This is a genomic window from Bradyrhizobium sp. STM 3809 (assembly GCF_000239795.1).
Lineage (GTDB): Bacteria > Pseudomonadota > Alphaproteobacteria > Rhizobiales > Xanthobacteraceae > Bradyrhizobium.
On the sequence record NZ_CAFJ01000159.1, the window covers coordinates 1 to 1,455 of the forward strand.

Here is a 1,455-nt window from a genome sequence, read left to right on the forward strand (position 1 = left end):
TGGAACACGTACTTTTCCTTGATGCCCGAGCCGACCAGGTCCGGCTGGACCTTCTCGACGAACTTCTCGAACTCGTAGCCGGTGACGTCGTCGTAGATCAGCGTGCCGTCCTTGACGTAATGCTGGGCGGTGCGCTGATAGTCGTCGTTGTGGGCGAATTCGTAGCCGGTGCCCACGACCTCCATGCCGAGGTCCTCATAGGCGCCGATCACGTGGCGCGGACGCAGGCCGCCGACGAACAGCATCACGGTCTTGCCTTCGAGGCGCGGCCGGTACTTGGCGATCACGGCGTCCATCAAGGGCTGGTACTTGGCGATGACGCGCTCGGCACCTTCCTTGATCTTGTCGTCGAAATAGCTGGCGATCTTGCGCAGCGATTCGGCGATCTTGCTCGGCCCGAAGAAGTTGTACTCGCACCACGGAATACCGAACTTCTCTTCCATGTGACGGGAGATGTAGTTCATCGAGCGGTAGCAGTGCAGCACGTTGAGCTTCGCCTTCGGCGTTGCCTCGAGCTCGGCCAGCGAGCCGTCGCCCGACCACTGGGCGATCACGCGCAGGCCCATTTCCTCGAGCAGGATGCGCGACGACCAGGCGTCGCCGCCGATGTTGTAGTCGCCGATGATCGCGACGTCGTAATCCGACGGCTCGAAGCGCGGCGCGGCATCGGCCGGCAGCTTGTCGAACACCCAATCCCGGATCGCGTCGTTGGCGATGTGGTGACCGAGCGACTGCGACACGCCGCGGAAACCTTCGCAGCGGACGGGGACGATGGTCTTGCCGTCATATTCCTTGGACTTGACCTTGGACACGGCCTCGATGTCGTCGCCGATCAGACCGATCGGGCACTCCGACTGCACGGTGATGCCGTTGTTCAGCGGGAACAGCTCCTGGATCTCGTCCATGATCTTGGCGAGCTTCTTGTCGCCGCCGAAGACGATGTCCTTCTCCTGGAAATCGGAGGTGAACTGCATCGTGACGAAGGTGTCGATGCCGGTCGTGCCGATGTAATAGTTGCGGCGCGCCGCCCAGGAGTACTGGCCGCAGCCGACCGGGCCGTGGCTGATGTGGATCATGTCCTTGATCGGGCCCCAGACCACGCCCTTCGAGCCGGCATAGGCGCAACCACGGATGGTCATGACACCCGGGATCGACTTGATGTTCGACTTGACGCCGCAGTCCGACTTGCCGGACTCGTGGACGTTGAGGTGCTTGGCGCGGCGCTTGGCGGTCTTCTCGGGGTAGACCTTCAGGACCTCGGCGATCAGTTCCTTGTTGCGTGCCTTGATCTCGGCAACGCTTTGTTTCTCGGTAACGCTCATCTGGCTTTTTCCTCGATGATCGGTTGCGGAGATCGCCCGGCCCGTCGAACACGACGGGCCGGATGACCGGTGACGCTTTAGGCCGTGGCGGCGAGCTCGGCGGCGGTCTTGCCGATCTGGCTCTCGTCGACCG

General features: G+C 62.5%; 1 protein-coding gene. It reads right to left on the reverse strand.

Going from position 1 to position 1,455, the window contains the following annotated elements:
* Positions 1-1,322, reverse strand: a 1,322-nt coding sequence (nifD, locus tag BRAS3809_RS08295; protein ID WP_035655758.1) for a nitrogenase molybdenum-iron protein alpha chain, incomplete at its 3' end; no start/stop codon positions are given.
* Positions 1,323-1,455: the final 133 nt, after the last annotated feature.